This is a genomic window from Streptomyces sp. NPDC020742 (assembly GCF_040641675.1).
GTDB lineage: Bacteria > Actinomycetota > Actinomycetes > Streptomycetales > Streptomycetaceae > Streptomyces.
In genome coordinates, this window is record NZ_JBFAEA010000012.1 from 91,259 (window position 1) to 106,868 (window position 15,610).

Below are 15,610 nucleotides of genomic sequence, written 5' to 3' on the forward strand. Positions count from 1 at the left end.
GGGCGTGGTGCAGGGGGACGGACGGGGCTATCGGGGGTCGGGGGAGTGCGTCCACCAGGCGGTGGTGGAGCCGGGCAGCGTGCCCGCCGGGCAGTCGCCGCTGGCCAGCAGCGGGGCGCCGGGCGCGGGCGCGGCCACCGGCTCGGTGCCGAAATTGACGGCGCAAACCAGGCCGTCGCCGCGTTCGAACGCCAGCACCTGGGGCGGGGAGGGCAGCCAGCGCAGGGTGCCCTCGCCGAGCTGGGGCAGGCTGCGGCGCAGCTGGAGCCCCTCGCGGTAGAGGTGCCAGAACGACCGGGTGTCGGCCAGCGCCCGGTCCGTGGCGTGCGCGGCGAACCACTCCGGCTGCGGCAGCCAGGGCTCGGCCGCATCGGTCCCGGAGGTGAAGCCGAACGGGGAGGCGTGTCCGGACCAGGGGAGCGGCACCCGGCAGCCGTCCCGGATGTGCTGCCGGCTGCCCGTACGGTGGAAGATCGGGTCGGTGAGGACCTCGTCCGGCAGGTCGACGACCTCCGGCAGTCCCAGCTCCTCGCCCTGGTAGAGGTACGCGGCGCCGGGCAGCGCCAGCATCAACAGGGCGGCGGCGCGGGCCCGGGCGGGGCCCAGTCCTCCCTGGGACTTCGTCCGGGAGGTGCTCCCAGGTCCACTGCCGGGTTCGGTGGCGTAGCGGGTGACGGTGCGGACCTGGTCGTGGTTGTTGAGCACCCAGGTGACCGTGGAGCCGGTGCCGGCGATGTCGGTGAGCGCGTCGGAGATCACCGTGCGGAAGGTGTCGACGTCCCAGCGCGCGGTCAGCAGGTGGAAGAAGAACGCCTGGTGGAGTTCGTCGGGGCGGACGTAGGCGGCCTGCTCGCTCGGGGTCCGTACGGAGACCTCGCCGACCAGTAGCCGGTCGCGGCCGTCGCGTGCGGTGTACTCCTCGCACAGCGCACGCCACTCGCGCCACACCTGGTGCACCTCGGGCTGGTTCCAGGCCAGCGGGTTGACCGAGTCCCGGGTCCGTTCGTCGGCCGACGGGTCGGGGGAGTCGGGCAGTTCGGGGTGCTTGAACAGCCCCGCGGCCACATCGATGCGGAAGCCGTCGACCCCGCGGTCCAGCCAGAAGCGCAGCACCTGGTCGAAGTCGGCGGCCACCGCGGGGTTGCGCCAGTTCAGATCGGGCTGTTCGGGCGTGAACATGTGCAGGTACCACTGGCCGGGCGTGCCGCCGCCGTCCTCCGCGCCACTGGACGCCGGGCCCGGTTCCGTGACGCGTGACCAGGCGGGGCCGCCGAACATCGCCCGCCAGTTGTTGGGCGGCAGTTCGCCGTGCTCCCCCCGCCCGTCGGCGAAGTGGAACAGTGCGCGGGCGGGGCTGCCCGGCCCGTCCTCCAGCGCGGCGCGGAACCACGGGTGCGCGCTGGAGCAGTGGTTGGGGACGATGTCCAGGAGCACCTTCAGGCCCAGCCGGTGGGCGTCGGCCACCAACCGGTCGAACTCGGCGAGGTCGCCGTAGACGGGGTCGACATCGCGGTAGTCGGCGACGTCATAGCCGTGGTCGTGCTGCGGGGAGGGGTAGAAGGGGCTGAGCCAGATGCCGTCCACCCCGAGCTTCCTGAGGTAGGCCAACCCCGCGCGGACGCCGGCCAGGTCGCCGATGCCGTCGCCCGTGCTGTCGAGGAAGCTGCGGACGTAGACCTGGTAGATCACCGCATCGCGCCACCAGCGCTGTGCCGTGTCGGAGGAGGGGGTTCCGGTGGCCGGCGAGGGGGCGGCCGGGCCGGGGAGGCGGAGGGAAGGCGCGGAGGGAGCCGGGGAGTCGTTGTCTGCGGTGGCGATGAGCATCTGCCGTGATCCCGTTCTTGCAGGGGCATGCCGTGCGGCCTGCGAGGTCGCTGTTATGCATGCATGTTAAGTAGGGATGTCATTTGAGTGTCAACGAAAAGGTCGAAGATGCCTGCCACTTGCCGGCATTTGTCCAGGAATGTGAAGCCAGATAGCGCGCGACAGTACTTAACAAGTAACTAGAAGAGGGGGATACTGAAGAGGTGAGACCGAGGTGTGTCAGCCGCGGCCGACGATGGCCCGTAGCTCCCGCTCCAGCCGTGCGACGGTGGCGTCCGTGCTCCGCCGGTGGACCAGTGCGTCATGCATGACCGCCTGTACCGCAAGGCTCACCTGGTCGTACCGGGGGCTCTTCAGTCGCGGCCGGGCGGTGAGTACCGCCCGCTTGAGCGTCGGCAGGTAGGGGAACCGCCGTACCAGCCGCGGGTCCTCGTACAGTCCGGCCCACACCGGTGGCAGCGCGCCCTTGGTCAGCACCCGGCGCTGGACCGGCTCGGACGTCAGGTACGAGATCAACTCCTCGGCCGTCCGCCGGTGCCGGGAGTGCGCGTTGACGGCCAGGTTGGAGCCGCCCAGCGCGCTGGAGCCCGGCCCGTCCGGGCCCGGCAGCGGCACCGCCCCGAACTTCCCCGCTACCTTCGACGAGCGGCCGCCGGCCAGCGCATAGGCGTACGGCCAGTTCCGCAGGAACAGCAGCTGACCGTCCTGGAAGGCCCTACGGGACTCCTCCTCCTTGTACGTCAGCGCGCGCCGCGGGATCCACCCCTCCCGCACACCGTCGAGCAGGAAGGACAGGCCGCGGCGGGCCGCCGGGGAGTCCACCGTCACCCGGCTGCCCTCGCCGCCGAGCACCGAACCGCCCGCCGACTGCACGGCCTCGACGACATTGGCGGTCAGCCCCTCGTACGGCAGGAACTGCCCGGCGTAGCCGTCCAGTCCGTACTTGGGGGCGACGGTCTTCGCCAGGTGCGCCAGCTCGGCCCAGGTGCGCGGGGGCCGGACGCCTTCCTGGTCCAGGACGTCCTTGCGGTAGTAGAGCAGCCCGGCATTGGTCACGTACGGGACCGCGTAGAGCCGGCCGCGGAAGGTGGCGGTGTCCACCACCGGGGGCAGGAAGCGGTCCAGCGGGAACCGGCGGGCATCCACCGGCTCGATCCAGCCCGCCGCCGCGAACTCCGACGTCCAGGCCACATCGATGTTCAGCACGTCGAAGCGGGCGCTGTGCGAGCGGAGTTCGGTGACCATCTGGGCCCGCACCTCGTCGGCCGCGTCCGGCAGCTCGACCAGCGTGACCTTCTCGCGCGGGTGACGGGCGTTCCACCCGTCGAGGACACCGCGCAGATAGCCCGTGAGGTCGCCGCCCGTCACCAGCGTGACCGGGCCCCGCCCGTCCGCGCCGTCGGCCGGCTCCCCGGCCTGCGCGCCCGCGCTGCCGGAGAACAGCAGCGTGAGCACCAGCAGAGCCCGTCCCGCGGCACGCTTCCACCGCATGGGCTCCTCCTTGCACCAGGCGTCGACGGGGCTGGGCCGACAGCCCGCCCCATGTATACCTGTTAGCCATGCGGGATACTAGATGCTGCAGGAAGATACGGGGATGGTCCGGCTCACCGTCGGACACGCCCGCATAACGGACAAGTAGGGCGGGGAGGGAGAGGACGAGCGTGCGGCTGCCACTCCTGGCACTGTTGGTCAGCGGACCCGCACACGGCTATGAACTCAAACAGGCCCTTGAGAACCTCCTCGGCGCCGCATACCCTCAGCCGAACGTCGGCCAGATCTACGTCACCCTGAACAGGCTGGAGAAGGCGGGCCTGATCGAGGGAGAGGACGTCGAGCAGTCGGACCGGCCCAACAAGCGCATCTACCGGATCACCGGGGCGGGACGGGAGACGGTGGACGCGTGGTTCGAGGAGACCACCGCCGAACCACGGGTCCGGGACGAGTTCTTCATGAAGCTCGCCCTCGCCCCGCACACCGGGACCGCCCACCAGATCACCCTGATCAACAACCAGCGCCGCCAGTACCTCAACACCATGCGCGACCTGTCGAAGCTCGCCGCGGCCGAGGACCGGGACAACCGGATCGCACAGTTGCTGATCGAGGGCGCGATGCTGCACCTGCAGGCCGATCTCGACTGGCTGGAGCGCTGTCAGGAGGAGTTGGAATGAACCAGGACGAGCCGTCCGGCCCGATACTGCGGGCAGCCGGCCTGGTCAAGACCCACCGGCCGGAGGGCGCCGCCCCCGTCCACGCCGTACGGGGCGTCGACCTCACCGTCGAACGCGGTGAGTTCGTCGCCGTCACCGGCCCCTCCGGAGCCGGCAAGTCCACCCTGCTCCACCTCCTCGGTGGCCTCGATCGCCCCGACAGCGGCGCCCTCTGGCTCGACGGCCGCCAGGTCGACTCCTTCCGCGAGGCCCGCTGGGCGGAGCTGCGCCGCAACCACATCGGCATCGTCTTCCAGTTCTTCAACCTGGTCTCCAACCTCTCCGTCGCCGACAACGTCGAACTCCCCGCCCTGCTGGCCGGCCGGTCCCCCCGGCAGGCCCGCGCCGCCCGCACCGAGCTGCTGGACGAACTCGGCCTGGCGGGCAAGGAGAACTGCACCCCCGGCGAGCTCTCCGGCGGTGAACAGCAGCGGGTCGCCCTCGCCCGCGCCCTGGTCAATTCCCCCAGCCTGCTGCTCGCCGACGAGCCCGCCGGCAGCCTGGACAGCAAGGGCACCCGGGAGGTTCTGCGGCTGCTCGCCCGCTTCCACCAGCGCGGCCAGACCATCCTCCTGGTCACCCACGACGCCCGGATCGCCAGTGCGGCCGACCGCGTGATCAGCTTCTTCGACGGCCAGGTCGTCGACGACGCCCACCTTGGCGGCGACGGCCGGCGCCCCGCGGCCGGTGTCGCGGACGTCCTCAAGCTCAAGGGCTGACCGTGCGAGCAGCGGCCCGCTGGACCCAGGCGCACCTCCGCGCGCACCGCCCCGCGGCCGTACTGATCGTGCTGGCCACCGCCGGGATCACGGTCTCCCTCCTGCTGGCCACCGCCCTCTTCGCGTACGCCACCGACCCCTGGCAGCGCACCTTCACCCAGTCCGCCGGTGCCCACGTCTGGATCCACACCCGGGCCGGTGCGCCCGCGGGCTCGCTCGCCGCGCTGGACGAGGTCCACGCCGCCTCCGGCCCGTTCCGTACGGTCCGCACCACCGCGAGCCTCCAGCCCGGCGGGACGAAGGCGGCGCTCGAACTGCGCGGCGCGGCCCGGCGGCCGGCCACCGCCGCACCTCAGATCACCGCCGGCCGCTGGCTGGACGCGGAAGCGGACGCGGGCCGTACCCAGGGCATCGTCCTGGACGCCTCGGTGGCCCGGGCAATCTGGGCAAAACCGGGAGATTCGCTGGTGTTGGGTGGCTTCTCGGCGCCGCTCCGTGTGGTGGGCATCGCCGACACCGCCGAAGTCCCCTTCCGTGCCGGCGAGACGCCGGGCGTGGCCTGGGTGCTCCCCGGTACCCTCGCCGCCTCCGAGGCGGGACCCGACCAGCGCGGCCGGGCCATCGGTCTGCAGCTCACCCACCCCGACGACACCGACTACGTCGTCCAGCGGGCGGTCACCCGGCTCGGCGCCGACCAGATCACCGACGTCTCCACCTGGCGCCAGGCCAAGGCCGAAGCCGCCGGCGACAACAACCTCCTCGCCCGGCTGCTCGGGCTCTTCGGGCTCGGCGCGCTGCTCGCCGCCGCCCTGGCCGTGGGCGGTGCCATCAGCACCCGCATCCGCGGTCACCTCCGTGACATCGCGGTCCTCAAGGCCATCGGCTTCACCCCCGGCCAGGTCGTCCGGATGTTCCTCGTCCTCCACCTCGGCCTCGCCCTGCTCGGCGTCACCCTCGGCGCGCTCCTCACCCAGGCCCTCGGCCCGCTGACCCCCGGCCGCATCGGCGAGGCCACCGCCCTGTGGCAGCAGCTCCCCGAACACACCTGGCTGCCCCTCGCCATCTGCGGCGGGGTGGTGGCCTTCATCGGTGCGGCGACCTGCCTGACTGCCTGGCGCGCCGGCCGGGTCCCGCCGGTTCCGGCGGCCCGCGCCGCCGCACCCGCCGGCGGTCGCCCCTCCGCCCTCACCCGCCGCGCCCTCGGCCTCAAGATCCCGCCGGCCCTGGTCCTCGGCTGGCGCGGAGCCTTCCACCGCCCCCTGCGTTCCTCGGCGGCCATCGCCCGGCTCGCCGTCCCGCTGCTGCTGATCACCATCGCCCTGGGCGTCTGGACCACCCTGGACCGCTTCACCGCCCACCCTCAGAGCGTCGGCCTGCCGGCCGCCCTCACCGTGCGCCCGGACTCCCTGAGCGACCCCGAGGTGCGCCAACTCATCGCCACTCAGGGCGGGTTGACTGCCTACCCCGGTGCGGAGGTGCAGGCGCTGGTCCCCGGCCAGACCGGCACGATCACCCTGCGGGGCCTGGGCACCGACGCCCGCCCCTACCCCTTCGCCCTCGCCGAGGGCCGCGCCGCCCACGGGCCCGACGAAGCGGTCGCCGGGCAGGGCCTGCTGGAACTCCTCGACGCACACGTCGGCGACTGGGTGCGGATGACCGTCGCCGGCCGCCCGCACGTGCTGCACATCGTCGGCCGCAGCATCGAGACCAGCGACGCCGGCCGGGTCATCTCCACCAGCCTCGACACCCTGCGCGACGGTGCCAACCCCGCGCCCCGGCCCGACTTCTACCACCTGGCCCTGCGGCCCGGCACCGACCCCGCGACGGTACGCAACGCCCTGACCGAGGCCTCCGGCGGCCGTCTCGAAGTCCGCCAGATCCCCAACCCCGCCGATCAGCTCTCGGCGGTCCGCGGGGTCTCCGCGGGCCTGATCGCGGTGCTGACCCTCATCGGGCTCGCGGAGTTGGCGACGACGGTCGGCGCCGCCGTACGCGACCGCAGCCGCGACCTGCTCGCCCTCCGGGCCGTCGGCCTGACCCCGCGCGAGATCACCGCGGTCATCGTCTCCGCCACCGCCTTCACCGCCCTGGCCGCCGCCCTGGCCGGGACGGCGCTGGGTGTCCTCGCCGCCCAGTGGCTGATCGACCTGCAGGGCGCCACCAGCGGCTGGGGCACCGGCATCGCCCAGCACCCCGCTCCGGGAACCCTGCTGCTCGTGGTCACCCTCGCCGTGGCGATCTCCGCGGCCGCCGCCGTCCTCCCCGCCGCCCGCATCGCCCGCCGCCGGCTGGCGGACTCGGCCTCGGCGGTGCTCTAGTAGGGCGCTTCCTCTGGATCTTCGTGGGCTCGCGAAGATCCAGAGGAAACGTCCCGGCGCCTTTCGACCCACGAACCCACGGCCGCCGCTGCCGCGTGCGGTGACGGTGTGCCTGCGGAGCGTCGCCCCCGCTAGCGGCCGGCTGTTGTCCGCTTTGTGGCTTGCCGTGCCGTCCCGTACCCCGCACTGTCGATCTCGGCAGCGTTGATCACCGCGGGGAAGGACCTACCTCGGCCGGCATTCGACCGTGCACCCCCGTGCCTGCGGGCCCGGCAGTGCGCTCGCGGATAGCCCGTCCTCCGCGGACGGTCCGGCCCCTCGGGCAGCCCGTCCCCCACCACCGAAGGCCACACCATGACCGAAGGCCACACCATGACCGAACCCCACACCGACCGCGCGAGCGACACCGACACCGGTCCCGGCCCCAGCGGCACCGACGTCGCCGGCTCCGCCGCTGCCGCGGCCGTACGCGCGGAGTTGGAACGCTTCCTCCAGACCCGCGAGTTCAGCTGTCTGGGAGCCCGCGCCGCGCTCAAACGCCACACCCTCACCCATCACCACTACCGAAGAATGGGCGACGCCGCGACGGCCGCCGACAACCACCGCGACCTCCTCGCCTACGTCCGCACCGTCCGCCCCCAGCTCTCCGACCAGAGCTTTCGTACCTTCGTCGCCACCTTCGACGAACCCGGTCGGCTCGACGAGGCCGCCCATGAACGCCTCCTGTGGCAGCACCTCCAGCTCATGCACGACATCGACAGCCGGACCCACGGCGTGGAAGCCGGCGCATCGTCGGACCCGGGCCGGCCCGACTTCGGCTTCCACACCGGTGGGCACGCCTTCTTCGTGGTCGGCATGCACTCCGGTGCGTCCCGGGCCAGCCGGCGCTTCACCTCCCCGGCGATCGTCTTCAACTCCCTGACCCAGTTCGTGCTGTTGGGGAAGAAGTTCTCCACGATGCAGGCCGCCATCCGCCGCCGGGAGTGCCTGCACAACGGCTCCGTCAACCCCAGCTTCACCCGGTACGAATACGAGCAGCCCGCGCGCCACTTCGCCGGCCGGTTGACCGAGGAGGACTGGACCTGCCCGTACATATCCCGCCATCCACACCCACAGCCGGGGGGCCCACACCCGACGGCCGCGGAGGACGCCACCGAGGGCCACGCACCGCACCACGGGAGCACGCCCCGCCGGCCCTGAGGCGCCGCGCCGGCCGCCGAGGCGCGGCTCTCCCGCGGCCCGGCCCCGCGCCGCGTGCGCCCGCTGGGCCGGGCCGCCCGGCACCCGCCCGGCGCCCGCTCAGGACCTGCCCGGGACTCCCGCGTCAGCCCGTGCCGCCGGAGTCCCGGGTGTCGGGGAACACCGGTCCGGCATGGGGGAGTGCCGATCCGGCATCGGGGAGTACCGGTCCGGCATGGGGGAGCGCCGATGCGGCATCGGGGAGTACCGGTTCGGCATCGGGGAGTGCGGGTCCGGCATCGGGGAGTGCCGGGCCGGTCGGCCGCTCGCTCTGCTCCGCACGATCGAAGCGGGGAGCCTTGAGGACCACCCCGAACCCGTGGACCCGGTGCAGGTAGCGCGGCCGGGCCGCGCTCTCCCCCAGCCTGCGCCGAAGGGTGGACAGGTGGACATTCACCGTGTTCAGCGAGGGCGGGCCGACGTCTCCGCCCCACAGCTGGTCGAGGAGTTCGAGGGTGCCCACCACCCGGCCCGCCCTGTGCGCCAGGTAGAGCAGCAGCCGGAACTCCTGGGGGCGCAGTGCGACCTGCCGGCCGTCCAGAGTGACCTCGTGGGTGCGCTCGCTGATGAACAGCCGTCCGATCTCGATGTCCCGCCCGGGCTCCGGCGCGATGACGGAGTCCATCTGCAGCGACCTCAGCTCCACGGAGGCCGACTCGGGCATATAGCCGCTGGCACCCGCCTGCAGGGCCGGAATGATCTGACGCTCCGGACCGCTCACGATCACCGGGGCACCCCGCGCGGCCGCCACGAACTGGGGCACCCGCGGGCCCGCCCGCTCGGTGAGCGCCAGGTCGAGGATCACGGCGTGCGGCCGGGTCTCGACGATGAGTCGCAGGGCGTCCTCGCCGGACTGCGACAGCAGCGCCGAGTGTTTCCTCCGGCGCAGCGCGGCGAGCAGAAGCTGCCCCCGACAGTCGTTGCCGTCGGCGATCACCAGGCGAGCCACCGGACTCGCTCCCTTCGTCACTGCAGAGCTACGACAGATGCGACGCGGGTGGCCCGGTCCTGTTCGGAAGGGCACCCGGCAGCTCCATGGTGGCGTCCGGACGTGCACGGGGGTGTCGGCCGCCCGGAGGGTGTACCGGGTGACGTCTGCGGCGCCGATCGGGGGATACCCGGGCGGGCACCGATCGGGGGCCGCCCTGGCCGGGGCCGGGCGACGGCCGCCCGACCCCGGCCTCGGGGGCCGCCGGCTACTCCCGGTCGCCGCTGCCGGACCACGGGAAGCCCAGCGCCTCGGCGTAGGCCGATCTCCCGCCCGTGACCTCCGCGAAGGCCTTCGGGTCGGTGGTGGCCAGGCGGCTCAGGGCGGCGTCGGCGCGCTCCTGGGGAGGGGTTCCGTCCTCGGGGATGCGCCAGACGAACTGGAGCCAGGGCCCGTCCCTGTCCTGGCGCCCGGCGGCGAGCCCCGGCCAGTAGACGAAGGACAGCACGGTGGTGTCGGGGTCGGTGAAGTCGGTGCCGACCCAGCCGAGCCGGGCGTCCCACCGGGTGAGGAGACCGGGCCGGTCGCGCAGCCCCTCGGTGAGCAGCCGGGCGGCGCTACGGGCCGGCCACGACCAGGACCGGTCCCGCTCGGCACGTGCGATCTCCGCGTCGTACGCGGCCGCGTCGAAGCGGTACACCGGGAGGTCCGACCGGGGCGGCAGGGAAGGGCGCTGGGCAGGGCGGCGCCAGTCGCCCCACACCACCTGGTCCCCCTCGCGGTGGATGGTGACCTGCAGCGCACCACAGCAGCCCTCGGTGCAGGAGGCCTCGGACAACTGCACTGGGTGCGGTTCGGCGGCGGCCCGCAGCCGGCCGGTGTCGAGGAGGTACTCGGGGGAGTGGGCGGGACCGAGTCCGAAGGCCTCCGGCACCAGGGGCCGGCCATCGATCAGGATCCTGGTCTCCACCGGGCCGGCAGCCGCCGGGTCCCCCACGGTGACCTCGACCCGCAGTCGCGCCGGCTCCGTCGGCCGGCCGAAGGGCAGGTGGGTGGCGCTGCGGGCCCAGCGGATCCGGCGGCGCGCGGCGGGACCGGCCGGTTCGGCGGTCAGCACGGCGGACCACCGGGGCGAACGGAGCACGGACTCCAGGGAGTCCAGCAGCGCCGCACGCTGTCCCGGACGCCAGTCGAGCAGGACGCTCGGGCCGCTGTGCAGGTCGAGTGCCAGCGCGAGCAATAGCGCGAAGTGGTCGAGAGTGGGCGGCAGTTGGCCGGCCCGGACGATCAGCGCCTCATACCCGGCCACGGCCTGCCGGTAGGCCAGGATCTCGGCCACGTCGGTGCCCAGGACCGTCATCCTGGCCAGCAGACGCCCCGCCTGCGCCAGGACACCGGGGCCAATGGGTTCTTGACGCAGGGCGTCGGGGAGCCGTACCGCTTCGGCGATCGTGCGGGCCGTCGACGGCCACACGGCGCGCGGGCCGAGGGGAACGGCCAGCAGCCATCTCCGTGCGGCAGGGCCGTCGCGCCGGGTGAGCGCGGTGATCAGCGGCTGGAGTTGTCGGCCGCTGACCCGGTCGCCCAGCCACACCAGCGCCGAAGTGGGACAGCCCAGCGCGGTGAGCGCCTCGACGACCGGCTCGGTGAAGACCCGCAGCAGACCGAGGACCTTCAGATACGGCACGTCCTCCGGCTCACCGACCCGGGCCAGGAGCGCCAGGCCGACGTGCACGGCCGCGGTGCCGGTCCCGGTGCGCGTCAGGCGGCGGCCGAGCGCCCGGGCCGCCGCCTCGTCCTCGAGCGGCAGCTCGGCGACGGCGCGGGCGAGCTGCCGCTCGGGTACGCCGAGGCCGGGGAGGCGACGGTGCACCTCCTCGGCGGCCCGGGCGGGATCGGGACCGGCCAGCAGCGGCAGCAGGGCCGCACGGAGAGCCGGCCGGGCCGCTGGCCGGCGGCGGTGAGCGTCCCGTTCCGGAGGACCGGGGCGGGCGCGGTGCGGCAGCGGGCTGCCGCCGTCGGGCAACGGGCCGTCGGGCGCCGCGCGATGCAGCCGCAGGGCGTGGAGGTACAGGGGGAGCACAGAGGTGAGCGCACCGCGCTCTTCCGGGGCGCTCACCGGGTGGGGTGCGACTCGATTCGATAGATCACGGGAGCGATCGTGTCAGGGCCGCGGGCGCCGGGCCACGGGTTTTCCCCGCCACGCCGCTCCTCGCCCCGCCTCCGTGGCTACGACCGGCGGCGCGGTCGCCCGCCCTTGCCGCCGCCCTTGCCACGCCGGGAACCGCCGGAACCTCCGGAACCCCCGGCCCCGCCGGCGCCTCTCCGGGGCCCCTTTCCGGTCGGTCGACCGGCCGTGGCCGGCTTTCGCCGCGCGGCCTCCGCACCGGCACGCTGCTGCTGGGGCTCCGCCGGGCGACGCCCCCGGGAGCTGTTGACCGTCCGGCCCCGGACGATCCCGATGAAGTCCTCCACCAGATCGGTGGTGGCCTCCTCCGGCCAGGACAGTGCGACGCTCGACTGTGGGGCATCCACGACCGGACGGTAGGTGAGGTCCCTGCGGTGGTACAGGCGGGCCAGGGACTGCGGGACGATCACCACGCCCACACCGGCCGCCACCAGCTCGAGCGCGTCCGGCGTCGTGGCGGGACGCTCCTTGGCCGGCTGGCCGGGCAGCCGCTCCCAGCCGAGGGTGTCGTCGAGGGGGTGCAGCACCAGCTCGTCGGCGAGGTCCGCCAGCGACACCTCCTCGACCGCCGTCACCAGGTGGTCCTTGGGCACCACCACCACCGTGGTCTCGGTGTAGAGGGGGATCGCGCTGAAGTACGTCCGGTCGACCGGCAGCCGGATCAGGCCCGCGTCAGCGCCGGCCTCCCGCAGCGCACCGGGTGCCTCGGCGGCCGACACCCCGACCAGGGTCAGCGGAACGTCGGGCAGCCGCTCGTCCCAGATCCGCACCCACTTGGCGGGCGTCACTCCTGGTACATACGCGAGCCGGAACGAAGGGGATACATCCGAGCCTGTCACCCCGCCAAGGCTACCGGTCGTGGTCAGAGGTCGTGCACACGCTCGATATCCTTGACGGCATGACGTCGCACAAGACCACCCAGACCATGAAGCCCGCGACCGCGGCGAAGAAGCTGGGTGTGTACCTCCAGGCCACCCCCGCCGAGTTCCAGGAGGGTGTCGTCTCGCGCAGCGAGCTGAACGCGCTGCAGGCCGACCCGCCCGAGTGGCTGAGGGAGCTGCGGCGCAACGGCCCGCACCCGCGGCCGGTGGTCGCCGCCAAGCTGGGCGTCTCCATCTCCGGACTCGCGCGCGGCGGCATCACCGAGGCGCTCACCACCGAGCAGATCGAGGCGCTGAAGGACGAGCGCCCCGAGTGGCTGGAGCGGGAGCGCGCCACCCAGGCCGAGGTCCGGAAGGAGACGGCCCGTATCAAGGAGAAGAACGCGGCGCGGGACGAGCAGCAGCACAGCCCGGAGGCCTGACCGCCGGCCCGACTCCCGTACCCATCGCCGGACCCGGCCCCGGAGGCCCCGCGGCAGTGCTCCCGGCGCCCGGAGAACGCCTGACCACGTTCCCGGGGCGCGGAGGTGCGGTGTTCCCCGGGGCGCGGAGAAGCGGTCGGGGAGCCTCCGGCTGGGATCCCGATCCCGGCCCAGGACGCCGGACCCGGCCGATGCCGCCCTCGCGGCGATCACGCGCCGCGAGGGGTCCGGTCCCACCGCCGGGTCTGTTCCTTCTTGCACAGGGGGAAGAAGGAACAGACCCGGGCAGGTGATGCCGCATCCCGTCACCTTGAGCGGCGCGCAGCGCGAGGCCGCCTCGGGAGCCGTGCAACTCGCCCAGTTCACCCCATCCACACGCCCTTCGCGCAGCACGGCGTGGAACCGGGACCGCGTCGCCTACCGCAACGAAGCACCCACCGGCTGAATCAACCACCGGACGGGGAGTTCAGCCGCCGGGGTAGTCCCCTTCGGTACCGGTGCCGACAGGTCGGGCGATTCGCTACGGTGGGCCGAGAAGTCACGGAACGTTCGTGAAGTGCGGTGTGGAGGACCCGATGAGCAGCACCGGCCGGTCGTGGACCGTGGACGGCGTCGTCCACGCCCTCCCGCACTCCCAACTGCGCGCCACCTTCATGCACGAGCTCAGTTTCACCGATGTGCGGGAGCTGCCCGCGGTGCTCGACCGGTGGGTCGCCTTCGTCGAGGACTTCGAGGCCGACCGCGACCGGATCGAGCAACTCCGGTCCATCGTCCGGGACAACGGCCACCTCCCCTCCGCCTACACCGCCGGTCTCATCGATGTGAATGCCGAGGAACTCCAGGCCGCCGCCGACGACACCGCCCGTCGCCGGGGCGCCGCGTGACCTATCGGCTGCACCTCGACCCGTCCCTGCACGCCACCTACACCGCGCTGCCCGACGACGCCCGCCGTGACCTGTCGGTGTGCATGCTCGACGCCATGGTGGATCCGCGTGCGCACTCCGAGCCGTACGGGGCCGACGACGGCATCATGCGCACCATTGCCCGCGGCAGCGTCGCCGGCGTCATCCTCATCGGCAACAGCGAAATCGCCCTGGTCCAGCTGAACTACGCCGGTTGACCGTTCGATTCGGTAGGCATGGGGGTGTCCGGGGCCGGGTTCCGTCGCCATCCCCGGTCGGACGCATCGTCATTGTCGGTGGCCAGAGCGGAACATGACGGGTATGCAGAGCTCAATCCCGTTGCGCGAAGCGGCATTTCATGGCCTGTTCGAGAGGCCGCTACGGTCGGATGCATGGAGTGGAATTCTCAGACGGCAGAAGAACTCGCGGCTGCCTTGCGTGCCGGTGAAGTGACCTCGGCGGAACTCACCGACGAGGCGATCGCCCGTATCGAGCGGGACGACAAGGCGATCAACTCGATCTGTGTGCCGGACTTCGACCGTGCCCGGGCCGCCGCGCGAGACGCCGACCAGGCGCGCGCCCGCGGTGCGGACCGGCCGCTGCTCGGCATTCCGGTGACGGTCAAAGAGTCCTACAACATGGCTGGGCTGCCCACGACCTGGGGCATGCCGCAACACCGGGACTATGTGCCGGCCGAGGACGCGGTACAGGTATCGCGGCTCAAGGCCGCAGGCGCGGTGGTGCTCGGCAAGACCAATGTGCCCGTGGGGCTGCAAGATATCCAGAGCTTCAACGAGATCTACGGCACCACTAACAATCCGTGGGATCACGGTCGCACGTCGGGCGGATCCTCCGGCGGATCAGCGGCGGCCCTGGCGTCCGGATTCGGCGCGCTGTCCATCGGCTCCGACATCGCCGGTTCGTTGCGCACCCCCGCGCATTTCTGCGGTGTCTACGCGCACAAGCCGACACTCGGGCTGGCGGCGAACCGCGGTATGGTCCCGCCGCCCGCGCCGGCGTTGCCTGTCGACCTCGACCTCGCCGTCGTCGGTCCGATGGCGCGCACGGCCCGCGACCTCACGCTCCTGCTCGACGTCATGGCCGGACCGGACCCGCTGACGCTCGGTGTGGCGCACGACGTGACGCTGCCGGCCGCGCGCCACGAGCGGCTCTGCGACTTCCGGGTCCTGGTCCTTGAGGAGCATCCGCTCATTCCGACCGGGTCCGCCGTGCGGGCGGGCGTGAACCGGGTGGCCGACGCGCTGGTCGACGACGGCGCCCGCGTCGAACGGCACAGTCCGCTGCTGCCCGATCTGACCGAAGCCGCGATGCTCTACACGCAGTTGCTGTTCTCAAGCTCCGTTGCACATTTTCCCGTCGAAGCGTACGAGGAACTGCGGACCCGTGCCGCCGGGCTGAGCGCAGACGACCAGAGTCTCGATGCGGCGCGGCTGCGCGGCATGGTGCTCAGCCACCGCGGCTGGATCGAGGCGAACAACCGTCGCGACCTCCACCGCCACGGCTGGCGGCAGCTCTTCGCCGAGTTCGACGCCGTGGTGTGTCCCATCACGCCCACTCCCGCGTTCCCGCACGACCACAACCCCGATCCGAGGGAGCGCCGGATCGACATCGACGGCGTCGAGTACCCGTACCTCGACCAGCTCGTCTGGGCCGGTGTGCCCACCATGCCCGGCCTACCCGCCACCGCCGTCCCCGCGGGCCGGTCCCCCGAGGGACTGCCGGTGGGAGTGCAGCTCATCGGCCCGATGTTCGAGGACCGCACCCCGCTGCGGCTGGCCGAACTGCTCGAGCAGAAGATCGGCGGCTTCCAGGCACCGAAGTAGGGCGTACTACCGGGGAAGTGGGGCGTACTACCGGGCACCGTACGAGCGTCTGCGGCAGGAAGAGCCGAGTGACGGCCACAGTTCGCTCCTTGAGGCACCGCGGGCGTGGACGACGTCGGCAGGCGAGGGGCGACGTCG

Annotated in this window: 13 protein-coding genes; 8 read left to right on the plus strand and 5 right to left on the minus strand. The window is 72.7% G+C overall.

Translation table 11 applies throughout. The features are described from left to right. Nucleotides 1-27: 27 nt before the first annotated feature. The gene (locus tag AB0G84_RS21315) at nucleotides 28-1,824 is read right to left on the minus strand and encodes a glycoside hydrolase family 13 protein (RefSeq protein WP_361322801.1); all 1,797 of its coding nucleotides are present in this window, start codon (nucleotides 1,822-1,824) and stop codon (nucleotides 28-30) included. A gap of 219 nt (nucleotides 1,825-2,043) precedes the next feature. Continuing rightward, nucleotides 2,044-3,315, minus strand: a complete 1,272-nt coding sequence (locus tag AB0G84_RS21320; RefSeq protein WP_361322804.1) for an ABC transporter substrate-binding protein — start codon at nucleotides 3,313-3,315, stop codon at nucleotides 2,044-2,046. A 170-nt stretch (nucleotides 3,316-3,485) separates the two neighbouring features. On the opposite strand from AB0G84_RS21320, the gene AB0G84_RS21325 reads away from it, so the two are divergent. The 4 genes from AB0G84_RS21325 to gntA all read left to right on the plus strand — a co-directional run bounded on the left by AB0G84_RS21325 (nucleotide 3,486) and on the right by gntA (nucleotide 8,268). After that, a complete protein-coding gene (locus AB0G84_RS21325; protein ID WP_361322807.1) occupies nucleotides 3,486-3,992 on the plus strand; it encodes a PadR family transcriptional regulator in 507 nt (168 codons plus the stop codon). Further along, on the plus strand, nucleotides 3,989-4,750 hold the full coding sequence (locus tag AB0G84_RS21330; protein ID WP_361322810.1) for an ABC transporter ATP-binding protein: 762 nt from the start codon (nucleotides 3,989-3,991) through the stop codon (nucleotides 4,748-4,750). Before AB0G84_RS21325 ends, AB0G84_RS21330 begins: the two co-directional genes overlap by 4 nt. A 2-nt stretch (nucleotides 4,751-4,752) precedes the next feature. Further along, nucleotides 4,753-7,068, plus strand: coding sequence for an FtsX-like permease family protein (locus AB0G84_RS21335; protein WP_361322813.1), 2,316 nt, complete (start codon nucleotides 4,753-4,755; stop codon nucleotides 7,066-7,068). A gap of 372 nt (nucleotides 7,069-7,440) precedes the next feature. Further along, nucleotides 7,441-8,268: a guanitoxin biosynthesis heme-dependent pre-guanitoxin N-hydroxylase GntA gene (gene gntA / locus AB0G84_RS21340; RefSeq protein ID WP_361322816.1), complete on the plus strand. Its 828-nt coding sequence runs from the start codon at nucleotides 7,441-7,443 to the stop codon at nucleotides 8,266-8,268. Nucleotides 8,269-8,392: 124 nt separating this feature from the next. On the opposite strand, the gene AB0G84_RS21345 is transcribed toward gntA, so the two are convergent. From AB0G84_RS21345 to AB0G84_RS21355, 3 genes are all read right to left on the minus strand, one after another. Further along, nucleotides 8,393-9,256 carry a response regulator transcription factor gene (locus AB0G84_RS21345; RefSeq protein WP_361322819.1) on the minus strand — a complete coding sequence of 288 codons (864 nt, stop codon included), beginning with the start codon at nucleotides 9,254-9,256 and terminating at the stop codon, nucleotides 8,393-8,395. Nucleotides 9,257-9,503: 247 nt separating this feature from the next. After that, nucleotides 9,504-11,354, minus strand: coding sequence for a hypothetical protein (locus AB0G84_RS21350; RefSeq protein WP_361322822.1), 1,851 nt, complete (start codon nucleotides 11,352-11,354; stop codon nucleotides 9,504-9,506). 110 nt (nucleotides 11,355-11,464) lie between these two features. Continuing rightward, the gene (locus tag AB0G84_RS21355; protein ID WP_361322825.1) at nucleotides 11,465-12,262 is read right to left on the minus strand and encodes a LysR substrate-binding domain-containing protein; all 798 of its coding nucleotides are present in this window, start codon (nucleotides 12,260-12,262) and stop codon (nucleotides 11,465-11,467) included. 59 nt (nucleotides 12,263-12,321) lie between these two features. On the opposite strand from AB0G84_RS21355, the gene AB0G84_RS21360 reads away from it, so the two are divergent. The 4 genes from AB0G84_RS21360 (at nucleotide 12,322) to AB0G84_RS21375 (ending at nucleotide 15,472) form a co-directional block, all read left to right on the plus strand. Further along, the gene (locus AB0G84_RS21360) at nucleotides 12,322-12,726 is read left to right on the plus strand and encodes a DUF5997 family protein (RefSeq protein ID WP_361322828.1); all 405 of its coding nucleotides are present in this window, start codon (nucleotides 12,322-12,324) and stop codon (nucleotides 12,724-12,726) included. A gap of 575 nt (nucleotides 12,727-13,301) precedes the next feature. After that, nucleotides 13,302-13,610, plus strand: a complete 309-nt coding sequence (locus tag AB0G84_RS21365) for a hypothetical protein (RefSeq protein WP_361322831.1) — start codon at nucleotides 13,302-13,304, stop codon at nucleotides 13,608-13,610. Further along, the gene (locus tag AB0G84_RS21370) at nucleotides 13,607-13,846 is read left to right on the plus strand and encodes a hypothetical protein (RefSeq protein WP_361322834.1); all 240 of its coding nucleotides are present in this window, start codon (nucleotides 13,607-13,609) and stop codon (nucleotides 13,844-13,846) included. Before AB0G84_RS21365 ends, AB0G84_RS21370 begins: the two co-directional genes overlap by 4 nt. A gap of 174 nt (nucleotides 13,847-14,020) precedes the next feature. Next, nucleotides 14,021-15,472, plus strand: a complete 1,452-nt coding sequence (locus AB0G84_RS21375; RefSeq protein WP_361323146.1) for an amidase — start codon at nucleotides 14,021-14,023, stop codon at nucleotides 15,470-15,472. The last annotated feature ends 138 nt before the right edge of the window (nucleotides 15,473-15,610 follow it).